Consider the following 19,087-nt stretch of genomic DNA (forward strand, 5'->3'; position numbering starts at 1 on the left):
CGTCGCAACCGTGAGCACCACCGACCGATCGCTGCCGGCCCGTCGCCGTTTACGGGTCGCAGCGCGGCCATGCCCCGCGCACCCGCCGGCCGGCCGCGGCGACCGTCATCCGCCGCGCGCGCCGCCGGCCCGGTCGGCCACGTCGTTCCACAGATGCAGCGCCGCATACGCGCGCCACGGCCGCCAGCCTTCGGTGCGGCGCTTCTGGCTCGTGAGCCGGTCGAGCGACGGATCGCGCGCGGTGATCGACTGCATCAACACGAGATCGGACGCCGGCCATGCGTCCGGGTCGCGCCACGCACGCATCGCGATGTATTCGACGGTCCACGGGCCGATACCGGGCAGGTCGAGCCAGGCGCTCCGCAGCGTCGCGAGATCGGCCTGGGCGGGATCGAGCGGCACGTGACCGGCCGCCACCGCGCGCGCCACGCCCGTCAGCGCCGCGGCCCGCTTGCCGGGCATTCCGATCTTCTCCAGATCGCAGGCGGCGAGCGCGTCCGGCGTCGGGAAACGCCAGGCGGGCACGCCGTCCGGCGCCGCCATGCCGTCGTCGTGCGCGACGCGCTCGCCGGCCCGCTGGACGAGCCGGCCGACGATCGTCGTCGCCGCCTTCACACTCACCTGCTGGCCGACGATCGCGCGCACCGCGAGCTCGAATCCCGACCAGGCGCCCGGCACGCGCAGCCCCGGGGCTGCATCGACGAGTGGCGCGAACCACGGATCGCGTGCAAGCCCGCTCCCGATCGCGGCCGGATCGGCGCCGAGGTCGAACATCGACGCGACGCGGCGCGCGAATGCATCGTCGACATGCCGCGCGGCCGCCCCGTCGACCGTCGCGATCAGGCAATGCCGGCGCGGATGCTTCGTGACGGTGAGCCGGCCCGCGTCGCCGTGCAGGTCGACGATGCGGCGATACGCGCCGTCGACGACCTGTTCGACGCCCGGAATCGCCCGTCCGCTGAAGAAGCGCAGCACGCGCGCCCAGTCGTACGGCGCCTTGAAGCGCAGTTCCATCTGCGCGGACGGCGGCACCTGGCCGCCATCCGCGATCGACGTAATCGTGGTTTTTTCGATGCTCAAACTGCGTTGCCCTCCGCAACGGCTTCGGTTTCATCGTCGTGCGCATGGCGCGCCTCGGACGCGAGCAGCGTCGCCTTGCGGCGCACGCCCCAGCGATATCCGGCGAGCGCGCCGCGCTTCTGCACGACACGGTGGCACGGGATCGCGAGCGCGACCGGGTTCGACGCGCAGGCCGATGCGACGGCCCGCACCGCACGCGGCGCGCCCAGTGCCTCGGCGATCTCCGAGTAGCTGCGCGTTTCGCCGTACGGGATGTGCGTCAGCGCTTCCCAGACGCGCTGCTGGAACGCGGTCGGCGCGATGTCGAGCGGCAGGTCGAACGCGTGCCGCGTGCCGTCGAGGTAGGCGCGGATCTGCGCGACGAACGGTGCGAGCCGCGAAGGCGATTCGACCAGCTCCGCACGCGCGAACGCATCCGTCAGTTCGCCGACGAGCGACGCCGGCTCGTCGCCGAACGCGATCCGGCAGATGCCCTGTTCGGTCGCGGCGACGAGCACCGTGCCGAGCAGCGTCGACGCGGTCGCGTAGTCGATCCGCAGGCCGGCGCCCTGGCGACGGAACGCGGACGGCGCCATGCCCAGTTCGCGCGGCACCGATGCGTAGAGCCGCGACGGCGAGTTGAAACCCGCGTCGACGGCCGCCTGCGTAACCGGCTGCCCGCTTTGCAGCGCCTCGCGCAAGGCGGCGCCGCGCTGCGCGGCCTGGTACTGCCGCGGCGATACACCGACCACGCGCTTGAACAGCCGCTGCAGGTGGAACGGGCTTACGTGCACGGCGTCGCTCAGTTGCTGCAGCGTGAGCCGCTCCGCATGCGCGTCGAGCACAGCGCAGGCACGATTGACGATCTCGAGCTCGCGCGGCAGCCCTTCCGGCTGGCAGCGCTTGCACGGACGAAAACCGGCCGCGCGCGCGTCGCCCGGACTGGCAAAGAAGGCCACATGCTCGCGCCGCGGCAGCCGCGACGCGCAGCTCGGGCGGCAGAACACACCGGTCGTGCGCACGGCGTAGAAGAACGCGCCGTCCGCATGCGGGTCGCGGGCGGTCACGGCGCCCCAGCGGGCATCGTCGGTCGGATAGGCGGTTTTCATCTGAACCTCGCACTCTCTAGTGTAGATGGTGCCTACTCTAGACATCGGCATGGGCCGTCGCGCCCTGAATCTTGCTCTGTGATTCGCACCGGCGAAACCGGGGGCACATCGCAATCGATCAATCGGACGAAACACCGCGCAAAGCGCTGCTCCGGCACCGCTTTCGTCATCGTCGCGTCACCATTTTGCTGCAGTGCGGCTGCGACCAATCGCCGTCCTGACCATTTTTTACACTCGGAATATTGCAACGCACCATCGCCGTGTGTATAGTTGGAACTGTCTCCTCCATGTCTCCTCCTGATATGGATTAAGCCCGTTCCGCTCTGCGTGAACGGGCTTTTTTTCGTCCGTCGATCGTGCAGCATTGCGGCATCCGGCGCCGGCGCGGTCTACACTCGGTGCACGCCATCCGAAGGAGTGCCCCGCTCATGAAACCGACCATCCGCGCGATCGATCACGTCGTGCTGCGCGTGACCGACATGGCTGCGATGACGCGCTTTTACTGCGATGCCGTCGGCTGCCACGTGGAGAAGGAACAGCCCGACCTGGGCCTCGTGCAGTTGCGCGCCGGCGACGCGCTGATCGACCTGCTGACGGTCGGCGGCCCGATCGATCGTCCCGACAGCGGCCCGCCCGGCACCGGCCGCAACCTCGACCATCTGTGCCTGCGCGTCGAGCCGTTCGACGCCGACGCGCTGATCGAGCATTTCGCCGCGCATGGCGCGCGCCCCGGCGCCCCCGCCGATCGCTACGGCGCCGGCGGCTACGGGCCGTCGATCTATCTGTTCGATCCCGAAGGGAACATGCTGGAATTCAAGGGGCCGCCCGCCGCGTTCGGCTGAGCGGCGCGCCGGCGGTCAAGCGTCGGCGAACGGCTTCAGCACCGTCCATTCGACCGCGACCGGATCGTGGTCGGCGCTCGAGATCCAGGCGGCGCCGTCCTGCACCGTGCACTGCAGGCGCATCGTGCGCTCGGCGAGACGCCCGAGCGCGGCCGCGACGCCGTCGGCCAGCGACAGCACCTGCACGTTGCGCAGCCGCTCCACCTTGCTGCGCACGCCCTGCCACCAGATATCCGAGGTCTTGCCGCCGTACGCGATCACCGTGACCTGGCCGGCGCGGCCGGCCGCCTTCGAGATGCGCCGTTCGTCGGGCTGGCCGGCCTCGATCCATACGTCGATCGCCCCCGTCAGGTCCTTCTGCCACAGATCGGGCTCGTCGACGTCCGACAGCCCCTTGCAGAATTCGAGACGCTCGTGCGCGAACAGCGCGAACGCGACGATGCGCACCATCATCCGGTCGTCGGTTTCGGACGGGTGACGGGCGACCGTCAGCGCGTGATCGGCGTAGTAGTGCCGATCCATGTCGGCGATTTGCAGCTCGGCTTTGTAGATCGTGGATTTCAGCGCCATGCGGATACGGCCCGGGCGGGCATTCGGTTCGGTCGGGCCGTGATGATACCGAATGCGCGCCGCCCGGCGCGTGACGGGCGCGCCACAGCACGACGGCCCGGCATTGGCCGGGCCGCGTTCGGATCGCGCCGCCGGCGGTTGCGGCAGGCGCGCGGGGGCGAGAGGTGCGCGTGCGGGTTACTGCTTGACGAAGCGCGAATCGGTCCAGAGGCCCTGCTGGTCGCTGTTGTCGGCGCTGACGAACTGGACGTCGCCCTGATCGACCGACACCACGCGGAAGCGCTGGCCTTCCGGCACCGACAGGCAACGGTAGTCGTCGAAGTACTGCTGCTTCGCCTGCGACTTGCCGTCACGTTCGTGACTCAGTACGGAGTCCAGATTGTCTTTCGACAGACAGCCCCACGCATTCTTCGTCAGCTGGATTTCCTGCTTCGGCTGGACAGCCGCATCGCCGCCCGCCTGGGCGATCGACACCACGGAAAATGCGCCGACGAGGGCAAAAAGGACACCGGTACGCTTCATCATGTTCTGTCTCCAGGCTTGCGGGCACCAGGCTCGGTTAGCTATGTGTTTAAAGGTGATCGTGAACCCGCGTTTTTCACTTTAGAGGACCGGCAAGCGATATCAAGCACATTTGTTGTGCGATCGCAATAGCGGCGAATTGTCGCACCCTGCGCGCGCCCGGTTTTTTACTTGCGGCGGCGTCTGCCGTCCGGCGGATTCGCCCGCGCCGCCGGAAGCAAAGCCTCATCCGGCAAGCCTTTCGGAGAAACTGCAGTCCATCGGCTGAACGGTTTGGATAATTCATTTCAATAACGGGACCATTTTGATGCGTTGCACATAAAGTCATCCGAAATGATCTGAATTTACCGCAGTGCGGCACCGGATTTACCTGATACAAGAAAAATGCCAGGTATAAGCGCACTCGTATTTACCCGTATTTTTCCGGGCAGGCTTGGCGCCCGCTGCAGCGGAGCCGCAGCGGGCGTTCGCCAGTGTTTTTACCCGATCTTATTCAGACCGCTTGCGGACGCTCGAAATAATCGCGCTGGAAAATGCACATGCGATAAGCGTTGTGATACGCGCCGTTTCCGAAAAATTCTTCCTTCAATTCCGCCTCGTGCTGGAATCCGCATTTCTCGTACACGTGGATGGCCGCCGCATTCGACGTGTCGACGATCAGGTACAGCTTGCGCATGTTCAGCACCTTGAACGCATATTCGATCGCGAGGCGCGTCGCCTGCCCCGCATAGCCGCGCCCCTGGCATTGGGGCGCGATGATGATCTGGAATTCGCCGCGACGGTGAATGTAGTCGAGCTCGATCAGTTCGACGAGGCCGACCAGTTCGTCCTGCGCATCGACCGCGACGAAGCGGCGCTCGCGCTGGTCGTGCACGTGACGGTCATACAGTTGCGACAGCTCGGAGAAGGTTTCGTACGGCTCCTCGAACCAGTAGCGCATGATCTTCGCGTCGTTGTTCAGCTCGTGAACGAAGCGCAGGTCCTGGCGCTCCAGCGGCCGCAGTGCAAGCGTGTGCTTGTCGTTCTGGAGTTGCATGTTCGTGTCCTTTTTGATGCCCGCGCGCGCATGAAACACCCGTGCGGCGGCGCCGCGAACGGGGCGCGTTCCGCGCTGTAAGAAGTTGACCGCGGGCGAAGGTCAGAGCCTAGAATGGACACAAGGGTTCCTGCCACCGCAAGGAGGCTATCGTGATCGAGCAAGTCATACTCGGCATCTTCCTCGTGCTGCCACTCATGATCGTGGCTGCGCTGTTCTCCGACGAACTGTGGCAGGAACATCGGCGCCAGCATCCGCGCGACGAAAATGCACCGCATATCGACTGGAAACATCCGTGGCGCCGGGTGCGGCGCGGACACTGAGCCGATCGCCATCCCCGCAGCGCACCCGCGCGGGCGGGGCGCTGCACACGGTGCAAACGGTGCAACCGCTTTCCGCCACGAACCGCGTCGAACCGAATCCCGTCCAACCAGCGAGCCGCCGCCGTGAACGACAAACCCGCTCTCCCTCCGCACGATATCCCCGGCGAAGCGATCGACCTGCAGATTGCCGACGTGCTGGCGGCCGTCCGTTACCCGGCCAACAAGGATGCGATCGTCGACGCCGCACGCGACGCCGGCGCCAGTAACGAAGTGCTGTCGATGCTCGACGGCCTGCCCGAACAGGACTACGCGGACGTCGATGCCGTCACGCGCTGGGTCGCCGGCAACTTCGGCCCCGGCCTCGGTATTTGAGCGCACGCCAATAACGCGATAGGATCGGGCCGCACCGGTTGCGCTGCGGCCGGATGCATGCTGCCCGGCGCCAAGACCGGGCGTGACCGCACGAGTGCCCGGGGGAATCCATGGAAGGCATCCTGATCCAGCATACGACGCGTCGTCAGCTTTGGTTCGGCGCGCTCACGGCACTCGTCATCGTGCTCGCGCTGGCGATCGCCGTGCCGCACGCAAACGTCACGCTGCCGGCCGTCGAGCCGTTCATGCCGATGTGCGCGCTGACCGTGTTCACCACCGCGAGCATCGCCGCCTTCTTCCTCGGCGCGCAGTTCACCGTCACGCGCCAGCCCGTGCTCGGTGCGCTCGGCGGCGCCTATGCGTTCACCGCACTCGCCGTCGCGCTGCAGCTGCTCACCTTCCCCGGCGTGTTCGCGCCGCAAGGCCTGCTCGGCGCGCGTCCGCAAAGCGCCGCGTGGATGTGGGTCTTCTGGCATGCCGGCTTTCCGTGCTTCGTGATGGCCGCGCTGCTCGCGCGCGAGCGGCTCACGCATGCGCCGGTCGGCGCGGCGCAGACGCGCCTGTGGACCTTCGCGCTGGTCGGCGGCCCGGCCGTCGCGGCCGCGCTGCTGTGCGTGCTCGCGCTGAACGTCGCCCTGCCGCCCGCGTTCCATCCGCCGGGCGATGCAGCCGCGCTGCCCGTCGACGGGATCGCGCTGGTCGTGTGGCTGCTCAATGCGCTCGCGCTCGTCGCCGTGCTGGCTTCCGGCCGACTGCGCACGACGCTCGACCTGTGGCTCGCGATCGCGGTGCTCGCCTGCCTCACCGATACGACGCTGAACCTGCTGACCACGAGCCGCTTCACGGTCGGCTGGTATCTCGCACGCGTGTTCAGCATGTTCACGCCGGGCGTGCTGGTGTGCGTGCTCGCCTGGGAAGTAACGAAGCTGTATCAGCAGCTGTTCGAGGCGCACGCGACGCTGGTTCGTTCGTCCGCGCGCGACGGGCTGACCGGCGCGTTCAATCGCAGCCACTTCAACGATCACTTCCACACGTTGTTCCTGCAGGCGCGGCGGCAAGGCGAGCCGCTGTCGCTGCTGATGGTCGACGTCGATCACTTCAAGGCGTACAACGACGCGTTCGGTCACGTGAAGGGCGATGCGTGCCTGATCGCGGTCGCGAATGCGCTGGCCGGCGCGGTGCGGCGGCCGGCCGATATCGTCGCGCGCTACGGCGGCGAGGAGTTTGCCATCGTGCTGCCGAACACCGGTGCGCGCGGTGCACGGGTCGTTGCCGAGGAAGCGCGCGAAGCGGTGCTGCGGATCGATCTCGCGATGCCCGGGTCGCCGGCCGGGCGCGTGAGCGTCAGCGTCGGCTGCGCGACCGTGTCGGCCGACGACCTGTCGACGCCCGATGCGTTGATCGAAGCCGCCGATGCCGCGCTGTATCGTGCGAAGGATGCGGGGCGAAACCGCGTCGTGGCGGCGTGAAAACGTCTGCGGATTGGGGATTTGTTACGGTCATTGTGACCGGAATAATCCGCCGTTACGGATTGCCGCGCCGGGAAACGATCGCTTACAGCCGGTGTTGAAGGCGCTCGCTATGCTGGGTTCATGTCGAATCCGAGCAGGTGAGCGTGATGAAGAAAACCCTTTTGCTGATTGCCGGTGTCGCCGTGCTGTTGAGCGGCTGCATCGTGGTGCCGGATGGCGGCGGGTATGGGTATTACGGTGATGGCGGGTATTACCACCATCATCATCGGCATTGGGACTGATGCATTCCACCCCGGCTGTCGCGACGACGTAGTCCGGATCAGTCGATTGATCCGGACCGCTGAGGACGGCAGCTGCGTCCTTCCTCAACGAGCCGTCGGAAAGTCTTCGTACGACTTCGGCCCATATCCCCAGATTCTCACCACCTCGCATCTGGCCTCGAACTCGAAGCCGATCTCTGCAAGCTTTCCCAACACTCGCGCGGATTGGTCCGCCGCTTGATGCCTGGCGGACGCCTGGGCATTCAACCCGATGTCGAACCATTCGACGCCCACGAACGGGAATGGCAGATGGTAGAACCACTCGACGTCCCAATCCGTCACATGACCATTGACCCACTTTGACCGGTACGAAGGCCGCCACCCGCTCAGATCGCGCACGAAGGTAATCAGCTCGTTCCACTTGGTGTCGTTGGCCAGCGAGCCGGCAAATTTCCGACGCGCGAGGGCTGCAACTTTTTCCTTGTCCACGCCGCGCGGCACGGCGTCCGCCATTGGAAAGGCACTCATCTCGGAACGTGGGTCGATGTGGAAAAGGGAAAACAGCGGGAATTCGAAGCGCCGGTGTTCCGTTGAAATGCCCGCTTACTTGCCAATACAAAACCTGCTGAAAATCACGCCCAGCAGATCATCCGAAGTGAACTCCCCGGTAATCGCATTGAGTTGCTCCTGCGCGAGCCGCAACTCCTCCGCAAACAGATCGAGCGATTGCGCGCGCTGCTCGGCGTGATCCGCCGCCTGCGCCAGATGCTCCTGCGCAGCCCGCAGCGCAATCAAGTGCCGCTCGCGCGCCAGATAAACGCCTTCCGCCCCCGCCTGCCACCCCGCGATCCGCAGCAGTTCCGCGCGCAACATGTCGATGCCGTCGCCGCGCTTGGCCGACAGATGCACCTCGGTCAGGTCGCCTTCGGCCGCCGGATGCTCGACGCACGCCGGCACGCCGGTGAGGTCCGTCTTGTTCAACACCCGCACCACCGGCACGCCATCCGGGAACCGCGCCGCGATCGTCTCGTCGTCCGCCGTCATCCCCGTGCGCGAATCGAGCAGATGCAGCACCACGTCGGCGCGCTCGATCTCGCTCCACGTGCGCGCAATCCCGATCCGCTCGACTTCGTCCTCCGTCTCGCGCAGCCCGGCCGTATCGATGATGTGCAGCGGAATCCCTTCGACCTGGATCGTCTGCGCGACCTTGTCGCGCGTCGTGCCCGCGATCGGCGTGACGATCGCCAGCTCCGCGCCGGCGAGCGCGTTCAGCAGCGACGACTTGCCGACGTTCGGCTGCCCCGCGAGCACGACCGACAACCCTTCGCGCAGCAGCGCGCCCTGCCGCGCGTCACCGAGCACGTGCGCCAGTTGCTCGCGGATCCTCGCGAGCTTGCCGCGCGCATCGGCCGCTTCCAGGAAGTCGATTTCCTCTTCCGGGAAATCGAGCGTCGCCTCGACCAGCATCCGCAGCGTGATCACATCCTCGACGAGCGCGTGGATCTGCCGCGAGAACGCGCCGTCGAGCGAGCGCCCGGCCGAGCGCGCCGCCGCTTCGGTACTCGCCTCGATCAGGTCGGCCACCGCCTCGGCCTGCGCGAGGTCGAGCTTGTCGTTCAGAAACGCGCGCCGCGTGAACTCGCCCGGTTCCGCGAGCCGCAACCCGAAGCCGCGCCCCGCATCGAGGCAACGCTGCAACAGCAGCTGCATCACGATCGGCCCGCCGTGCCCCTGCAACTCGAGCACGTGCTCGCCGGTGTACGAATGCGGCGCGGGGAAATACAGCGCGATTCCGCGGTCGAGCGGCGCGCCGTGCTCGTCGAGGAACGGCACATAGCTCGCATGGCGCGGCGCGAGCCGCTGCCCGCACAACGCGTCGATCAGCGGCAGCGCGGCCGCCTCGCCGCCGCGCCCGAACGACACGCGGACGACGCCGATGCCCCCCCGGCCGGCAGCAGTGGCAATGGCGACGATCGGATCGGAATCGGTAGCGAGCATGGGAATCGGATGAATCGGGTGAACAGAACGTCAATGGTGCGCCCGCACAACAGTTCGGGCATCGGGACGCCGGCATTGTAGCCTGCCGGCCCGCACGCCACCGGACGCCTGATCGGCGTCGAACTTACCCGAATTTATCCCGACGGGGATAAGTCGAGTATCAATGCCGGACAATCACGTCCTGTCCATTTCGGACGAGTATGCCTTTCCGAACGGTCCGACACTGCGGCCCCAATTCCGCCGCACGGTCCACGGCAGGTTGGGATTCGTCCGTATAGGCTATGTTTAGCCCATATGGTTGTCTGAGACGTGTCGGTGGAATTGCACAATCACCCCCATGCCGACACCCGAAGAAAAAGCAGCGTTCTCGGAACGCCTGAAATTCGCCTTGCGGCGCAGCCCGGACAAGGTCACAGGCGCGACGGAACTCGCGAACCGGTTCAATCTGCGTCACCGCGGTGCGCAGCCGGTTTCGCCGCAAACCGCGCACAAATGGCTGACGGGCCGCACGATTCCGACGCCGGACAAACTCGAAACGCTCGCCGACTGGTTGCGCGTCGAACTGCATTGGCTGCATTACGGCCCGTCGCCGAGCGTGACCGAACACACGACGCCGCAACCGCTGCCGCGCGACGAGCGTTATCCGCCAACACCCGAGACGATCGAACTCGCGTCGAAGATCGAGGCGCTGCCGCCGCATCAGCGTTACCTCGTTCAGGAACTGATCGAGCAGTTCTACGGCGGCGACACGAAAATCGAAGCGAAGAAAGCCTGAACGGCAGCGGTCAACGTCCCCGCGCCGCCACCCGCCAGAAACAAAAAAGCCGCATGGATGGAACCATGCGGCTTTTTTACGTGCATCGCGGGCGGCTGGCCGCCCGCGTGTGCCAAGGGCGTCAGGCCTTCTTGCCGCCGCCGAGCTTGCGCGTGATGTAGTACTGCTGCGCGATCGACAGCACGTTGTTCACGACGTAGTACAGCACCAGGCCGGCCGGGAAGAAGAAGAACATCACCGAGAACGCGATCGGCATGAACTTCATCATCTTCGCCTGGACCGGGTCCGGCGGCGTCGGGTTCAGGCTCGTCTGCACGAACATCGAGACGGCCATCAGCACCGGCAGGATGAAGAACGGGTCGCGCTGCGACAGGTCGTGAATCCACAGAATCCACGGCGCGCCGCGCATTTCGACCGACGCGAGCAGCACCCAGTACAGCGAGATGAACACCGGGATCTGGATCACGACCGGCAGGCAGCCGCCGAACGGATTGACCTTCTCGGTCTTGTACAGCTCCATCAGCGCGGCGTTCATCTTCTGCGGATCGCTCTTGAAGCGTTCGCGCAGCGCCTGCATGCGCGGCGTGATTTCCTTCATGCGCGCCATCGACTTGTAGCTGGCAGCCGACAGCGGGAAGAACACGGCCTTGATCAGCACCGTCAGCAGCACGATCGCCCAGCCCCAGTTGCCGACGAAGCCGTGGATCTTCTCGAGCAGCCAGAACAGCGGCTTCGCGATGATCGTCACCCAGCCGTAGTCCTTCACGAGTTCCAGGCCCGGCGCGACGCCCTCGAGCATGCGCTCTTCTTCCGGACCGGCGAACAGGCGCGCCTGCACGTCGGCCGACTGGCCCGGCGCGATCGCGGCGACCGGCTGCTTCACGCCGACGCGGTACAGCGCCGGATCGATCTTTTCAGCGTAGATGTCGCGCTTCGCGCCCTGCTGCGGAATCCAGGCCGACGCGAAGTAGTGCTGCACCATCGCGACCCAGCCGTTGTCGGAGGACTTCTCGAAGTTCGCCTTGTTCTTGTCGAGGTCGCTGAAGTCGATCTTCTGGAAGTGCTTCGCGTCCGTATAGACCGCCGGCCCGAGGAACGTATGCGAGAACATCGGCGTTTCGACGGCCGTGTTGTCGCGCACCAGTTCCATGTAGACCGTCGGCGTGACCGGTGCCGTGCCGACGTTGTCGATCTTCGTGTCGACGCCGATCACGTAGCTGCCGCGCGTGAACGTGTAGGTCTTCACGACCTTCACGCCGCCCTTCACCGGCGATTCGAACGACAGCTTCAGCGTGTTCTGGTCACCCGTCAGCGACGTCGGGCCCGCGTTGACCTGCGTGTAGACGTCGTTGTGGTTCGGAAAGTCGCCGCCGAGCAGGCCCGAGCGCGCGAGATACGTGTGGCCGGCCGTATGGTCGAACAGCGTGATGTACAGGTCGGGCTGCTTGCCGTCGCCCTGCTTCTTCAGCGTCAGCTTCGCGAGCGTGCCGCCGCGCGTGTCGATTTCGCCGTCATACACGTCGGTCGAGAACTTCACGAGCTGCGCCTGCGCGGCCGGTGCCGTCGTCGACGGTGCGGTGCCTGCTGCTGCCGCGAGTGCGTCACCTGCGGTCGTCGTCGCGCCCGTGCCCGATGCACCGCCCGCAGCCGCGGGGGCCGTTTGCGTGGCGCTCGGGAAGAACATCGACGGGCGTCCATGGTCGCGCTGCCAGTTGTCGTACAGCATGACAGCTGACATGAAGAAGATCACCCATAGGACGGTGCGTTTGATATCCATGCGTTGTCTCAGAGTCGATGGGACCGCGCGTCGGCTTCGCCGCGAGCGCGAGTGTCGGAGTTGGGCGGCGGGACGAGGTCGATGCCGCCCGCGGAAAACGGATGGCATCGGCACACGCGCCTGACGGCGAGATACGTGCCGCGCGCGGCGCCATGATACTGGATTGCCTCGCGCGCGTAATCCGAACAGGAAGGATAAAAACGGCAACGGTTGCCGAGCATCGGGCTCACGGCAACCTTGTAGAAGCGCAGCAAGGCGATCAATACCGTTTCCATACCTTGGGCGGCGCCGTACGACGCCGCGTCAAAACCGGCCGGGCAGGCGCGAACGCCGCACCGGACACGGATGCGTCACTCGGACGCGGGCTTCGACGCCCGGCGGGCGATTTCCCGGACTGCCCTGTCGAGCAGTTCGCGGATCTCGGCCGCGCACATCGCCGCGAGCGGGGCGGAAGCCGCGCTCGGCAGCGCTTTCTTGTCGAAGCGCGTGTGCTGCCGCAGCAGCAGGTCGTAACCGGCGAATTCGGCCCGGCGCAGGCGAAACTGATCGCGCGCCAGCCGCTTCACGAGGTTCCGCGTTACTGCACGCGGCGCATACTTCTTGCCGACGACGAGCCCCAGACGCGCGGGCTGACCGGTCGGCTTGCCGTAGATCACGAAGTGCGCGGAACGCCGCCAGGGGCGCAAACGAAAAACGGATGAAAATTCATCCGTTTTCAGAAGTCGCGCAGCTTTCGGGAAGGCGGCTTTCGTCTGCGACGGATTCGCACCCGGCTCGACGGCACCTTCCGCAGGACTGCGGACGGCGGACACAGCGCGCAACCTGCCTTAGATGGCGAGGCGCTTGCGGCCCTTCGCGCGGCGAGCGTTGATGACCTTGCGGCCACCTGCCGTCTTCATGCGGACACGGAAGCCATGGGTGCGCTTGCGGCGCGTCACGGACGGTTGGTAAGTACGTTTCATGATGTTCTCACTTGTTCGAGAATGTCGAAATTCAGGGGACCGCGTGCCCTTAACCGGAGGCATTCGGGCGAACGCAATCGCCGGGAATACAGGATTGGTTTTCGCGGAACCTGCTATTTAAACCGTTTTTCTCTTGACGGTCAATACTTTAGGAGTCGCTCACCTGTGCCGGCCCGCGCCGATCCGGCCCCGCGACCCACAATCCCGGCCTGTGGATAACTCGCGCTGTGGCCGCGTTTGGCGGTAGAATCTCGCCTTATCTCCAAGAATCCCGCACGCCGCCTCGGCCCGCGCCTGCCCCTCCAACACTGTGACGCAGGCGTCCGAGGCACGCTCGCACGACCGCTTCGGGCCTTGTTGCGCAACCGCGACAAGGGCGCCGGCGAGCCGCGCTGTGCACGCAAAAAACGACAGTTACTTGATGAACGATTTCTGGCAACACTGTTCCGCACTGCTGGAGCGCGAGCTGACGCCCCAGCAGTACGTGACGTGGATCAAACCCTTGGCCCCGGTGGCCTTCGATGCGTCGGCGAACACGCTGTCCATCGCCGCGCCGAACCGCTTCAAGCTGGACTGGGTCAAGAGCCAGTTTTCGGGACGGATCTCCGATCTGGCCCGAGATTTCTGGAATGCGCCGATCGAAGTCCAGTTCGTCCTCGATCCCAAGGCAGGCATGCGTAGCGCCGCGGCCAGCGCCGCACCGGGCGCAGCCGCGCCGCGTGCGCCGCTCGCACCGAGCGGCCCGGCCGCCACGGTGGCCGCGATCGCCGCCAATCTGACCGCGAATGCATCGGCCGCACCGAGCGCGCCGGCCGACGTGCCGATGACGCCGTCGGCTGCCGCCGCGCATCACCTGAACGCCGACGACGCCGACATCGACCTGCCGAGCCTGCCCGCGCACGAAGCGGCGGCCGGCCGCCGCACGTGGCGTCCGGGCCCCGGTGCCGCACCCGCGAACGGCGGTGAAGCCGATTCGATGTACGAACGCTCGAAGCTGAACCCCGTGCTCACGTTCGACAACTTCGTGACCGGTAAGGCGAACCAGCTCGCGCGCGCCGCCGCGATCCAGGTCGCGGACAACCCGGGCATCTCGTACAACCCGCTGTTCCTGTACGGCGGCGTCGGCCTCGGCAAGACCCACCTGATCCACGCGATCGGCAACCAGCTGCTGCTCGACAAGGCCGGCGCGCGGATCCGCTACATCCATGCGGAACAGTACGTGTCCGACGTGGTGAAGGCGTACCAGCGCAAGGCGTTCGACGACTTCAAGCGCTACTACCACTCGCTCGACCTGCTGCTGATCGACGATATCCAGTTCTTCTCCGGCAAGTCGCGCACGCAAGAGGAATTCTTCTACGCGTTCGAGGCGCTGGTCGCGAACAAGGCGCAGGTGATCATCACCAGCGACACGTATCCGAAGGAAATCTCGGGCATCGACGATCGCCTGATCTCGCGCTTCGACTCGGGCCTCACCGTCGCGATCGAGCCGCCCGAGCTCGAAATGCGCGTCGCGATCCTGATGCGCAAGGCGCAGTCGGAAGGCGTGAACCTGTCGGAAGACGTCGCGTTCTTCGTCGCGAAGCACCTGCGCTCGAACGTGCGCGAGCTCGAAGGCGCGCTGCGCAAGATCCTCGCGTATTCGAAGTTCCACGGCCGCGAGATCTCGATCGAGCTGACCAAGGAAGCGCTGAAGGACCTGCTGACCGTGCAGAACCGGCAGATTTCGGTCGAGAACATCCAGAAGACCGTCGCCGACTTCTACAACATCAAGGTCGCCGACATGTATTCGAAGAAGCGCCCCGCGAACATCGCGCGGCCGCGGCAGATTGCGATGTACCTGGCGAAGGAACTCACGCAGAAGAGCCTGCCGGAAATCGGCGAGCTGTTCGGCGGGCGCGATCACACCACCGTGCTGCACGCGGTGCGCAAGATCGCCGACGAGCGCAGCAAGGACGCGCAGCTCAACCACGAGCTGCACGTGCTGGAACAGACGCTGAAGGGCTGAGCGCGCGCGGCGCGCTTGATAATTCGGCATCCGCCCCAAATTAAGGGGGGCGGTTCGGTTTTGAGGCACAATACTGGTTTGACCGCCCCGGTGGTGGCGGGCCAAGAGCCCGGCCGGCGGGGCGCTGCGAGGCTGCTGCGCTGCAGGCCGTTACTCAACGAAGGAACTCTATGCAACTGGTCAAGACCGAACGAGACACCCTCCTCAGGCCGCTGCAAACGGTCAGCGGCATCGTCGAACGCCGCCATACGTTGCCGATCCTCGCCAACCTGCTGATCACCAAGAACGGCCCGGACGTTTCGTTCCTGTCGACCGACCTGGAGCTGCAGATCACCACGCGCGCCGATTTCGGCGTCGGCGGCGACCAGGTCGCGACCACCGTCGCCGCGCGCAAGCTGCTCGACATCCTGCGCGCGATGCCTGACGGCCAGGTCACGCTGTCGCTCGCCGACAAGCGCCTCACCGTTCAATCGGGCAAGAGCCGTTTCGCACTGCAGACGCTCGCGGCCGACGAGTTCCCGACCGTCGCGCAGGCGAAGGATTTCGGCGCCACGCTCACCGTCCCGCAGAAGTCGTTCCGCCAGTTGCTCGGCATGGTCCACTTCGCGATGGCGCAGCAGGACATCCGCTACTACCTGAACGGCATGCTGCTCGTCGTCGACGGCGACCAGCTGATGGCCGTGGCCACCGACGGCCACCGCCTCGCGTTCTCGTCGATGAAGCTCGAAGGCGGCACGTTCGGCCGCCAGGAAGTCATCGTGCCGCGCAAGACGATTCTCGAGCTGCAGCGCCTGCTCGAAGACATCGACGACACCGTCACCATCGACATCGCGCAAACCCAGGCCAAGTTCACGTTCGGCCAGGTCGAGCTCGTGTCGAAACTCGTCGAGGGCAAGTTCCCCGACTTCCAGCGCGTGATCCCGAAGGCGCACAAGAACACGTTCGAGATCGGCCGTGAAGAACTGCAGCGTTCGCTGCAACGCGCGGCCATCCTGACCTCGGACAAGTTCAAGGGCGTGCGCTGCATCATCGCGCCGGGCCAGCTGAAGATCATGTCGACCAACGCCGATCAGGAAGAGGCGCAGGAAGAACTCGAAATCGCCTACCAGGGCGATACCGTCGACATCGGCTTCAACGTCACGTATCTGCTCGACGTGCTCGCGAACCTGAAGGTCGACACCGTGCAGGTGAGCCTCGGCGACGCCAGCTCGAGCGCGTTGATCACCGTGCCCGAGAACGACGAGTTCAAGTATGTCGTGATGCCGATGCGCATCTGACGCGCACGACATCAAGACACACACCAGGGGGCGGCAAGCCCCTTTGGCGTTTTTATGGCGAACCGACAACCCGCCCTTTTAGTGCCTTTTCGGCGCCTGGGGCGGGCCAGGAAACTGGAGCGGCCCGGCGATTTCTCGCTGAAACGCACCGCGCCGCCACCTGAGTGGCCTCGCAGAACCGGAAGATATCCATGAGTGAACAGCACAATTCGCAACCCGATAACAGCAGCTACGGCGCCTCGTCGATCCAGATCCTCGAAGGTCTGGAAGCGGTGCGCAAGCGCCCCGGGATGTACATCGGCGACACGTCTGACGGCACCGGTCTGCACCACCTCGTGTTCGAGGTGCTCGACAACTCGATCGACGAAGCGTTGGCCGGGTACTGCAACGACATCCACGTGACGATTCACGCCGACAACTCGATTTCCGTGACCGACAACGGCCGCGGGATTCCGACCGACGTGAAGATGAACGACAAGCACGAGCCGAAGCGCAGTGCGGCGGAAATCGTGATGACCGAGCTGCACGCCGGCGGCAAGTTCGACCAGAACAGCTACAAGGTGTCGGGCGGCCTGCACGGCGTGGGCGTGTCGTGCGTGAACGCGCTGTCGAGCTGGCTGCGCCTCACCGTGCGTCGGAACGGCAAGAAGCATTTCATGGAGTTCCATCGCGGCGTCGCGCAGGAGCGCGTGCTCGAGACGGTGGACGGCGTGGAAGTTTCGCCGATGCTGATCACCGGTGACACCGAAAACCGCGGCACCGAAGTGCACTTCATGGCCGATCCGACCATTTTCGGCACGGTCGAGTATCACTACGACATCCTCGCGAAGCGGATGCGTGAACTCTCGTTCCTGAACAACGGCGTGCGGATTCGTCTCACGGACCTGCGCTCGGGCAAGGAAGACGATTTCGCGTTCGCCGGCGGTGTGAAGGGCTTCGTCGAGTTCATCAACAAGACAAAGACCACCCTGCACCCGACGGTGTTCTTCGCCAACGGCGAGAAGGATGGCGTGGGCGTCGAAGTCGCGATGCAGTGGAACGACAGCTACAACGAAAACGTGCTGTGCTTCACGAACAACATTCCGCAGCGCGACGGCGGCACGCACCTGACCGGCCTGCGGGCCGCGATGACGCGCGTCATCAACAAGTACATCACCGACAACGAAATCGCGAAGAAGGCGAAGGTCGAGACGACCGGCGACGACATGCGCGAAGGGCTGTCGTGCGTGCTGTCCGTGAAGGTGCCGGAGCCGAAGTTCAGCTCGCAGACGAAGGACAAGCTGGTTTCTTCCGAGGTTCGTGCGCCGGTTGAAGAGGTTGTGGCGAAGGCGCTGGAAGAATTCCTTTTGGAAACGCCGATCGATGCGAAGATCATTTGCGGGAAGATTGTTGAGGCTGCCCGGGCGCGGGATGCTGCGCGGAAGGCGCGTGAGATGACGCGACGCAAGGGCGTGCTCGATGGCGTTGGTCTGCCGGGCAAGCTCGCGGACTGTCAGGAGAAGGATCCGGCTAAGTGCGAAATCTACATCGTCGAGGGTGACTCGGCAGGTGGGTCGGCAAAGCAAGGGCGTGATCGGAAGTTCCAGGCGATCCTGCCGCTGCGCGGCAAGGTGCTGAACGTCGAGAAGGCACGCTACGACAAACTGCTGTCGTCGGAGCAGATCGTCACGCTCGTGACCGCGCTTGGGTGCGGGATCGGCAAGGAAGACTACAACCTCGACAAGCTGCGCTATCACCGCATCATCATCATGACCGACGCGGACGTCGACGGTGCGCACATCCGGACGCTGCTGCTCACGTTCCTCTATCGCCAGATGCCGGACATGATCGAGCGCGGGTACGTGTATATCGCGCAGCCGCCGCTTTACAAGATCAAGGCGGGCAAGGACGAGCGGTATCTGAAGGACGACGTGGAGCTCAACGCGCACATGCTGCGGTTGGCGCTGCAAGGGTCGGAGCTGGTGCCGGGTGAGAATGCTGCGGCGATTTCGGGCGATGCGCTTGGCGAGCTGGCGCGGTCGTATCTGCTGTCGCAGAGCGTGATCGAGCGGTTGAGCCGGTTGTATGACCCGGCCGCGCTGGAAGCGGTCATGGATGGGGTTGTGATCGATCTCTCCACTGAGGCTTCGACTGAGGCTTCGGCTAAAGCGCTGCACGCTGCGTTGCATGATGAAGCGCTGAAGAACGAAGTGCGTGTCGTGCCTTCGTATGACCCGGTTCGCGAACAGCGGTCGCTGCATGTCGAGCGTACGCATCACGGCAACGTGCGCGTTTCGGTCATCGACCAGGAATTCCAGCACACGGCGGATTATCAGCAGCTCGTGACCACCGCGAATACGTTCAAGGGGCTTATTGGGGAAGGTGCGGTCATCAAGCGTGGGGAACGCAGCATGGCTGTTGCGGACTTCAAGAGCGCGATGAAGTGGCTGCTGGCAGATGCTGAACGCAATGTCTCCAAGCAACGCTATAAGGGGCTCGGCGAGATGAACCCCGAGCAGCTGTGGGAAACGACGATGGATCCGGCCGTGCGGCGTCTGCTGCGTGTGCAGATCGAGGATGCTATTGCGGCGGACGGGATCTTTACTACCCTCATGGGGGATGATGTCGAGCCGCGGCGGGCGTTTATCGAGTCGAATGCGTTGCGGGCGGGGAATATTGACGTTTAAAAAATTTTAACCATTGGAATATAAAAGGCCCCACATGGGGCCTTTTATATTTGAACATAAGC

General features: G+C 65.1%; 20 protein-coding genes. 9 read left to right on the plus strand and 11 right to left on the minus strand.

All coding sequences use genetic code 11. The features are described 5' to 3' along the window. Positions 1-105 precede the first annotated feature (105 nt). On the minus strand, positions 106-1,080 hold the full coding sequence (locus DID98_RS12455; protein WP_124570785.1) for a DNA-3-methyladenine glycosylase: 975 nt from the start codon (positions 1,078-1,080) through the stop codon (positions 106-108). Continuing rightward, positions 1,077-2,168, minus strand: a complete 1,092-nt coding sequence (gene ada, locus DID98_RS12460; protein WP_124570786.1) for a bifunctional DNA-binding transcriptional regulator/O6-methylguanine-DNA methyltransferase Ada — start codon at positions 2,166-2,168, stop codon at positions 1,077-1,079. Before ada ends, DID98_RS12455 begins: the two co-directional genes overlap by 4 nt. 428 nt (positions 2,169-2,596) lie before the next feature. Between ada and DID98_RS12470 the strand changes: the two genes are divergently transcribed. Then, positions 2,597-3,010: a VOC family protein gene (locus DID98_RS12470; protein WP_124570787.1), complete on the plus strand. Its 414-nt coding sequence runs from the start codon at positions 2,597-2,599 to the stop codon at positions 3,008-3,010. A 15-nt stretch (positions 3,011-3,025) separates the two neighbouring features. Here DID98_RS12470 and DID98_RS12475 read toward each other — a convergent pair whose 3' ends face one another. The 3 genes from DID98_RS12475 to speG form a co-directional block, all read right to left on the minus strand. Continuing rightward, on the minus strand, positions 3,026-3,580 hold the full coding sequence (locus DID98_RS12475; protein ID WP_124486733.1) for a YaeQ family protein: 555 nt from the start codon (positions 3,578-3,580) through the stop codon (positions 3,026-3,028). Between the two features lie 177 nt (positions 3,581-3,757). Continuing rightward, positions 3,758-4,105, minus strand: coding sequence for a surface attachment protein Sap1 (gene sap1, locus DID98_RS12480; protein ID WP_044848669.1), 348 nt, complete (start codon positions 4,103-4,105; stop codon positions 3,758-3,760). A gap of 490 nt (positions 4,106-4,595) precedes the next feature. Next, the gene (gene speG / locus DID98_RS12490; protein ID WP_124570789.1) at positions 4,596-5,138 is read right to left on the minus strand and encodes a spermidine N1-acetyltransferase; all 543 of its coding nucleotides are present in this window, start codon (positions 5,136-5,138) and stop codon (positions 4,596-4,598) included. Between the two features lie 152 nt (positions 5,139-5,290). Between speG and DID98_RS35790 the strand changes: the two genes are divergently transcribed. The 4 genes from DID98_RS35790 (at position 5,291) to DID98_RS36230 (ending at position 7,586) form a co-directional block, all read left to right on the plus strand. Beyond that, entirely contained in the window at positions 5,291-5,461 is a 171-nt protein-coding gene (locus DID98_RS35790) for a hypothetical protein (RefSeq protein ID WP_044848668.1), read from the plus strand. 123 nt (positions 5,462-5,584) lie between these two features. After that, on the plus strand, positions 5,585-5,833 hold the full coding sequence (locus DID98_RS12495) for a DUF2795 domain-containing protein (RefSeq protein ID WP_006756942.1): 249 nt from the start codon (positions 5,585-5,587) through the stop codon (positions 5,831-5,833). A gap of 110 nt (positions 5,834-5,943) precedes the next feature. Then, positions 5,944-7,302, plus strand: coding sequence for a sensor domain-containing diguanylate cyclase (locus DID98_RS12500; protein ID WP_124486735.1), 1,359 nt, complete (start codon positions 5,944-5,946; stop codon positions 7,300-7,302). Between the two features lie 149 nt (positions 7,303-7,451). Then, on the plus strand, positions 7,452-7,586 hold the full coding sequence (locus DID98_RS36230) for a hypothetical protein (RefSeq protein ID WP_257773917.1): 135 nt from the start codon (positions 7,452-7,454) through the stop codon (positions 7,584-7,586). Between the two features lie 84 nt (positions 7,587-7,670). Here the strand turns inward: DID98_RS36230 and DID98_RS12505 are convergent, their stop codons facing one another. Next, positions 7,671-8,093 (minus strand): DUF6678 family protein, encoded by a 423-nt coding sequence (locus DID98_RS12505; protein ID WP_052664841.1) that lies wholly within the window; start codon positions 8,091-8,093, stop codon positions 7,671-7,673. Between the two features lie 75 nt (positions 8,094-8,168). Then, entirely contained in the window at positions 8,169-9,563 is a 1,395-nt protein-coding gene (gene mnmE, locus DID98_RS12510) for a tRNA uridine-5-carboxymethylaminomethyl(34) synthesis GTPase MnmE (RefSeq protein ID WP_124570790.1), read from the minus strand. Positions 9,564-9,900: 337 nt separating this feature from the next. On the opposite strand from mnmE, the gene DID98_RS12515 reads away from it, so the two are divergent. Continuing rightward, positions 9,901-10,338, plus strand: a complete 438-nt coding sequence (locus tag DID98_RS12515; protein ID WP_124486743.1) for a helix-turn-helix domain-containing protein — start codon at positions 9,901-9,903, stop codon at positions 10,336-10,338. Positions 10,339-10,459: 121 nt separating this feature from the next. On the opposite strand, the gene yidC is transcribed toward DID98_RS12515, so the two are convergent. From yidC to rpmH, 4 genes are all read right to left on the minus strand, one after another. Next, entirely contained in the window at positions 10,460-12,115 is a 1,656-nt protein-coding gene (gene yidC / locus DID98_RS12520; protein ID WP_124570791.1) for a membrane protein insertase YidC, read from the minus strand. Between the two features lie 8 nt (positions 12,116-12,123). Continuing rightward, positions 12,124-12,390: a membrane protein insertion efficiency factor YidD gene (gene yidD, locus DID98_RS12525; protein WP_006750110.1), complete on the minus strand. Its 267-nt coding sequence runs from the start codon at positions 12,388-12,390 to the stop codon at positions 12,124-12,126. A gap of 75 nt (positions 12,391-12,465) precedes the next feature. Then, positions 12,466-12,927 carry a ribonuclease P protein component gene (rnpA, locus tag DID98_RS12530; protein WP_039364627.1) on the minus strand — a complete coding sequence of 154 codons (462 nt, stop codon included), beginning with the start codon at positions 12,925-12,927 and terminating at the stop codon, positions 12,466-12,468. A 15-nt stretch (positions 12,928-12,942) separates the two neighbouring features. Next, on the minus strand, positions 12,943-13,077 hold the full coding sequence (rpmH, locus tag DID98_RS12535; RefSeq protein ID WP_004198824.1) for a 50S ribosomal protein L34: 135 nt from the start codon (positions 13,075-13,077) through the stop codon (positions 12,943-12,945). Between the two features lie 421 nt (positions 13,078-13,498). Between rpmH and dnaA the strand changes: the two genes are divergently transcribed. The 3 genes from dnaA (at position 13,499) to gyrB (ending at position 19,025) form a co-directional block, all read left to right on the plus strand. After that, positions 13,499-15,082: a chromosomal replication initiator protein DnaA gene (dnaA, locus tag DID98_RS12540; RefSeq protein WP_044848662.1), complete on the plus strand. Its 1,584-nt coding sequence runs from the start codon at positions 13,499-13,501 to the stop codon at positions 15,080-15,082. A 170-nt stretch (positions 15,083-15,252) separates the two neighbouring features. Further along, positions 15,253-16,359, plus strand: coding sequence for a DNA polymerase III subunit beta (gene dnaN, locus DID98_RS12545; protein ID WP_006756934.1), 1,107 nt, complete (start codon positions 15,253-15,255; stop codon positions 16,357-16,359). Positions 16,360-16,550: 191 nt separating this feature from the next. Then, positions 16,551-19,025, plus strand: a complete 2,475-nt coding sequence (gyrB, locus tag DID98_RS12550) for a DNA topoisomerase (ATP-hydrolyzing) subunit B (protein WP_124570792.1) — start codon at positions 16,551-16,553, stop codon at positions 19,023-19,025. Positions 19,026-19,087 lie beyond the last annotated feature (62 nt).

This window comes from Burkholderia sp. Bp8984, from assembly GCF_003853755.1.
Classification (GTDB): Bacteria; Pseudomonadota; Gammaproteobacteria; order Burkholderiales; family Burkholderiaceae; genus Burkholderia.